This window comes from Planctomycetota bacterium (assembly GCA_016872555.1).
GTDB lineage: Bacteria > Planctomycetota > Planctomycetia > Pirellulales > UBA1268 > F1-20-MAGs016.
Genome location: VGZO01000099.1, coordinates 1 through 5,835, shown reverse-complemented (window position 1 = coordinate 5,835; position 5,835 = coordinate 1). Strand labels below are relative to the sequence as shown.

6 protein-coding genes are annotated in these 5,835 nt (G+C 66.3%); 1 reads left to right on the top strand and 5 read right to left on the bottom strand.

Annotated features, from left to right (window positions below; translation table 11 throughout):
* The 5 genes from FJ309_16950 to FJ309_16930 form a co-directional block, all read right to left on the bottom strand.
* On the bottom strand, positions 1 to 853 hold an 853-nt coding region (locus FJ309_16950), incomplete at its 3' end, for a hypothetical protein (protein ID MBM3956262.1).
* 110 nt (positions 854 to 963) lie between these two features.
* Positions 964 to 2,556: a hypothetical protein gene (locus FJ309_16945; GenBank protein MBM3956261.1), complete on the bottom strand. Its 1,593-nt coding sequence runs from the start codon at positions 2,554 to 2,556 to the stop codon at positions 964 to 966.
* A gap of 32 nt (positions 2,557 to 2,588) precedes the next feature.
* On the bottom strand, positions 2,589 to 2,972 hold the full coding sequence (locus FJ309_16940; GenBank protein ID MBM3956260.1) for a hypothetical protein: 384 nt from the start codon (positions 2,970 to 2,972) through the stop codon (positions 2,589 to 2,591).
* Positions 2,969 to 4,762, bottom strand: a complete 1,794-nt coding sequence (locus FJ309_16935; GenBank protein MBM3956259.1) for a hypothetical protein — start codon at positions 4,760 to 4,762, stop codon at positions 2,969 to 2,971. The genes FJ309_16940 and FJ309_16935 overlap by 4 nt, the downstream gene beginning before the upstream one ends.
* Positions 4,759 to 5,067: a helix-turn-helix domain-containing protein gene (locus FJ309_16930; GenBank protein ID MBM3956258.1), complete on the bottom strand. Its 309-nt coding sequence runs from the start codon at positions 5,065 to 5,067 to the stop codon at positions 4,759 to 4,761. The genes FJ309_16935 and FJ309_16930 overlap by 4 nt, the downstream gene beginning before the upstream one ends.
* Positions 5,068 to 5,713: 646 nt before the next feature.
* On the opposite strand from FJ309_16930, the gene FJ309_16925 reads away from it, so the two are divergent.
* A partial coding sequence (locus FJ309_16925) for a nuclease (GenBank protein MBM3956257.1) occupies positions 5,714 to 5,835 on the top strand: 122 nt, incomplete at its 3' end.

Sequence of the window (5,835 nt, the reverse complement as noted above, 5' to 3'; positions counted from 1 at the left end):
GACAGATCGGCACGAACCTCACCGCGTGCCCCTCGTGGGCCTCCGTTTTGCAGGAGCGTACCGTCAGCCGGCCGGCCTTCACGTCGACATCGGCCCACGTCACCGCCCCGACTTCCGACGGGCACCGGAGGCCACCGTAGCGGGCCAGGGCGACGACCACGCGCCACTCGATCGACGGGCAAGCCTCGATCACGTCGGCCACGACATCGCGGGGAACGTAGACCGACCGGCCCGGGTTGGCCTGACTGCCGCCCTTCAAGTGGTCGAAGGGGCTCTTCTCCAGCCAGCCCCACCGAACCGCGCGACCGAACACCGCACGGGCCACGAACACCCGCTTGGCGACGGTGGCGGGGCTCAGGCGGTTGTCGGTGGTGCCGCGCTTCCTCGTGGTCGATGCCGTTGACGTGGCGATCCACGACCGCCAGCGGTCGGCGTCCGAAGCGTTGATCGTCGACAACTCGCGATCGGCACCGAAGAACGCCCGGAGGCTATCGGCAGTCTGTCGGTACGCTGCCCGCGTGGAGGGCTTCACGTCACCGCGCCCCGTGTAGTCGGCCAGGAGCGTCCCGAGCGTCACCACCTCGACCGTCGACCGCTCTGCCGTCAGCCCGGCCCGCACGAGCTTGACGTGGGCCTCGTCGGGGAGGCGACCGACCCACGATGCCAGATCGACCGGCGGTGACACTCCGGTGAGGCGAACTGCCACGAGTTCCTCGATCCGGCCCCGCCACTCCTCAGCCACCCGCACGGGCACCGGCCCGAGTCGGATCGACTTTCGCTCATTGTCGATTCTGAAGATGATCCGCGCCCGCCGCTTCCCGCTGTCGCCTCGATCCCACGACAGTGATGCCATACCCGTGCCCTCCGTTGCTGTTTTCGATCATCATCTTCACGCTCGCGCCAGTCACGCAGCGGTAGTTCCGAGTTTTTGCAGTCTATCGTCTCCCGTCAGCCGGCCGCCCTTCACGCCCCGGAATCGATCGGTCCGATCGCGGCCAGCGCTCGCTTTCGGTAATGGTCGATGTCGGCCGCGTCGGTCCGCTCGCGGGACTGCTCTGCCTTGAACGCCTCCAGGTCGAGAACGCTCTCGATCGTCTCGCGCAGAAGCCGTTGAAGCAGACGAGGCGCCACCGCCTCCAGTTCGCATGCCCCGCGGCCGTGCTGCTCCACGAACCGGCGGTAGTTGCTGCTTGTCGCTTTGGCTTCAACGTCGGTCGGGATGTCGAACTGCCGGCACTGGTCAGCAGTCAGCGCGGCGCGCACGCCGAGAATCCGCCCGGGTGGTATGGCGAAGTCGGCCTGCATGTAGCCCACGAGTGAGTCGACGATCATTGCGCCGTCGGGGTCATGATCCGACAGGACGACGAGTACCAGCCGATCCTTTCCCGAGCCGCGCCACCGGTCGTGGATCGCCTTTCGCGTCGGCAGCGAGCAGTACCCGCGGCCGATGGTCAGCGGCACCGTGTAGCCCTCGCACACCGGCTGGATGATCGGAAGCAGCGTGTTTTTCTCGCCCACGACCTCGAGGTGGTGGGGTTGCGATTGAAGCAGGTCGCGCCAGTAGTTCGTCATGAACCGCTTCAGTTGCTTTCGCATGTAGTCGCCTGCATTGCGGTACACGTTCCACGTTTCAACCGGGCGCGTCGCGTCGTCGATGGCGTCATACGGCACGAGGCCATGAACCCGCGCCCGAGTCAGGAGCTTGCTTAGGTCGCCATACGATGCCCGGTCGTTTCGGTATCGGCTGGCGGGTTTGCTGGCATGGCGCAGCGGCGGCGCGTTCAGCAGGTTGTAGTGAATCGTTCGCAGCGACAGCGGCCAGAATTCGCGCAGGTCGTTTACCACCGCGATGACTGCTTGAAGCATTGGCAACTTCGCGCGCGACACGTTAGCGCGGCGGCGTTTTTCCACGTCATCCATCGCGGCGCACTCAGCGACGGCCCGACGCCCCCTCTCGACCCGATGCTGCACGAGGGCGCGGTGCGCCTCGTCTTCCGACGATCGCACAACCTCCTCCGCCAGTATTTCCGAAACCGTTTTGGATCGTTGCTGGTTGTGCATCACCAGGAGCCGAAGGAAGTCGGGGTGCGTGCTGGCGAAAGGCTCGACGATCACCGGAACCGAGTCGATCCCGGCGAGCCGAGCAGCGCAGAATCGGCGGTGACCGGAGAGGATGAATCCATCCTGCGTCACGTTGAGCGGCTGTAAGACGCCATGCTGCCGCATGCTGCGGGCCAACTCCTGAATCTCGGGATCGTCGGGCGACGGGGGGCGATACACCGCATCGTTGATCTTGCTCGGTGTCAGTGAGGCGACGGGCCGTTGCTCAACTGCGACTAGTCGCCGTTTTTGGTGTTGTTGTTTCTTGGCTGGACGTGGCATTGTCGAAACCTCCGTGTTTGAACGTGTAGCTCCTGACGCGCGTCTGCCGGAGGCTGGAGCCCACCAGGGCGACGGCCTCCGCTCCATGGAATTCATGGAATCCATGAATTCCATGTTCTTGTTCCCCCATGTGGAACACTCCGTTCCCCCATGTGGAACACTCCGTTCCCCCATGTGGAACAGGGGTGTTCCCCCATGTGGAACACCTACTCTTCCTCGACCCACGGTTCTTGGCTGCCTCGGTCGCTTCTGGTGGTGCCCTTGCTCGGCTTGCTCTTCCCGGTCGGCACGACGATCTCGAACACGCGGCACGATCCCGCGCTCTCCCGTTCCTTGAACACGCCAGCGGCCACAAGCCCGGTGATTCCGCGAGACGACGGTGCCACCGGAACGCCGTGTTTCGCCAGCGTCCGCACCGACGCCTTGAAGGTGCACCGATCGAACGACGCCCACTGCCGGCAACGGTGGAACACCCGGTGCATGGCTTTGGTCCAGCCGCGGTCGTGCCCGCCATCCAGGATGGCTCCGACGCGCCGCTGTAGTTCGCCGCGCGGGTTTGGTTCCGTGCCGGTCGGTTTGGCCTTGCTCATCGCGCCTTGCCTCCCGCTGGCGCGAAGTCGGCAAACTCGTCGTGAGGCTCCACCGTGGCCTCGTGGTCGAACCACTGCCGGCGTCCGTCGAACGTCGTCTCCAGATCGAGCCGCTCGCCGTTGCGGTTCTTGAGACATCGCCACCGCACGGGCCGCCCCCGGGCGTCACCGTCAGGCTCACCGTCGACACCGAGGAACAGCAGATCGGCCGCGAAGTCGACCTCCGACGATTCCTTGCCGACGACACCGGCGCGAGCGTCACCGCCGACGTTCTTGGCGATGTTGGAGAGCATCACCACCGCGACACCACGTTCCAGGGCGAGCGTCCGCAGTGCCCGCACCACGGCATCGACCTCGTGGCGCCGGTCGGTCGTGCCCGCCACCTCGACCAACTGGATGAAGTCGACCACCAGGAGCTTGGAGCCCGTCGCGGCCACCGCGTCGATGATGTCCTGCACCGGCAGCGGCGCCGGCAGGAGTTGAAGGCGATCACCGACGGCGGTTTCCAGGTCAGTGGCGACCGCGAGCGCGGCCTTGCTGCGATCCGCGGCCCCCGTCATCGACACGCGCCGCTCCGCCCACGCGGCCCAGTTCACAACCGCCCGTTGGGCGATCCCCTCGACCGTCATCTCACCGGCGGCCCAGGTCGCCTGGAGCGTGGGTTCAACGCGGAGAGCCCCCAGCGTCGCCTGTAACGCCAACGCAGACTTGCCCACCCCAGGAGCACCGGCGAACACCGTCAGCCCGCCCACGGGCAATCCGCCGCCTCCCGCGTCGTCCAGCGGCGTGAAGCCCGTCTCCACGACGGGCGGCCGCTCCTGCTTTCGCCATCGCTCGATCGCGTCGGCGAGTGAGACCAACCGCGACACCGACGAGGGCGATGTCGTGGAGGCGACAGCGGGCGCGACGGCCGGCGGCGCGGCCGCGCTACCGCCACGAGGATCTCGCGGAGCTTTGAAAGCGTTGTGAACTTGCCGCGGGATGTCGGCGAGTTCGTCACCCTCGATCCCGAGCGATTGCAGCCGGGCCACGATCGCGTCGGCGGCCCCCGCCTCTGACCAGCCGCGGCCAGCGAGATCACACGCCACCTTGAACGCAGTCACTACCCGCCCGTCGGCGTCAACGGTCCCGTTCTCCAGGAACCGCCGCGAGTGCTCCGACATCGACCCCGGCGCGACTGCTGCCGATGTCGTGACTCGCGGCACCGCCGGCACCGACGACAGCAGCGCGTCGAACGCGGTGACGGGATGGACCCGCTCCGCCACGCAGTCGACGATCACCGCCATCGGCTTGTCGGGATACTTCGTTTTGCAGTTGCGGAACCCGGGGAGCCGCATGATCCGCGGTGGATCGTGAATTGCCTTGTCGGAACCCGTCGCCTGGATGATCGCCTTTTGAATGGCGGTCCAGCGCGTCAAGTCGTGGATCGGTTCGGTCAGTCGCCACCAGCAGTGAGCACCGCCGCCCGTCATTACCACGACCGTCGGCAGCGGCAGACCAGCGGCCGCTACTCGCGCGAGTGCCTCTGCTGGCGTCGTGCCGTTGTCGAAGTCGGCACACACCGCCCGGGCGAGGGCGACATCCTCCGCGGTGGTGCCTCCTTTCGCCCGTCGCGGGTTGGCGCCGATGTAGATGTTCTGGCCTGCATCGTTTCGCCGTTTTAGATCCGACTCGATCCCTTCGAAGTCGGCCGGCGTCGACCAGATCGAGTGCCGCTCCGGGAGGATACGAACCTCCACGATGTCGTCGTGGTCGAAGAGCGCCGCGAGGAACCGGGCGGTGTCGTTCAAGCGTCACCGCCTTCCGCCGCGTCGGCGGTCACGGAGGCGATTACTGCACTCGTGGCCGACGAGGCCAACCAGGAGCGGAGCGCGGGGAGCGGATAGAGAATCACACCGTCGAGACGTACATGCGGCACCGCGTGGCGCTTGGTCAGGTCGTGGAGCTTCCGCTCACTGATCCCGAGCGCCCGGGCTGCGTCACCGATTCGAAGCGCGAGCGGTTCAACTGGAGGAGGCTCGATCGGCCGCGCTTGCAGTCGCCCCTGACGATCCATCGTCGTGCCCTCCGTCGTGGTCGACGACAGCGACGCCACACCATCGCGCCTCGTCGTCCGGCGGAATGGACCACAAGACCGCAAAAGTCGAGAGGGGGTGTGGCGGAGTCGTCGTCGAGACGATCAGAGTCGATCAAATAGCGTGTAAGTCGCTGATCTGAAACGGTTTGCGATTCATCGTCGGGTTGTGGGTCAGCACCGGCCTATTGCAAAAGTGTGTCAAGAGAACCGGACTCCGCTCGGCCTGGCGGGTCTGATGGCGCGATCGCCGCCGGGTCATCGCCACTGCGCGGCAGGTGCAGCGAAGGGCTTGGTAGGTGCGGCGGCGAGCGTTTCGACAAACGCCTGGATGTCGGCTGCGCGATACATGACGCGGCCGCGTGACCCCGGGGTCAGTCGCAGGGGGCGCGGCCCGCGCCCCTCGCGGCCCCACCTGGTCAACGTCGGCACGGACACGCCGAGTACGGTGGCGGTCTGGCGGCGAGTGAGGAGCTCGAGTTGCGTGGTCGGTGTCATGTTGCCTCCGCGGTTGCGGTGACCATATCGCGTCCTGGGCCTGGAAGTGAGGGGTACTGGCGGTGTCGTATCGGCGTGGTAGTTGAGACGACTGGGGACGAGAGCCGGCGGACGCAGAAAACAGTACGATGACGATTGGCTCGGTTGATGTGGTTCTCGGAGTTCGCCAATGCGTCCCGCCATTGCCATCGCCCTATCCCTTGTCCTGGCCTCCGTCGCCTTCGCCGGCACGCTCACCGGGAAGGTGGTGAAGATCGTCGATGGCGACATGATCGACGTGCTCGACGGCTC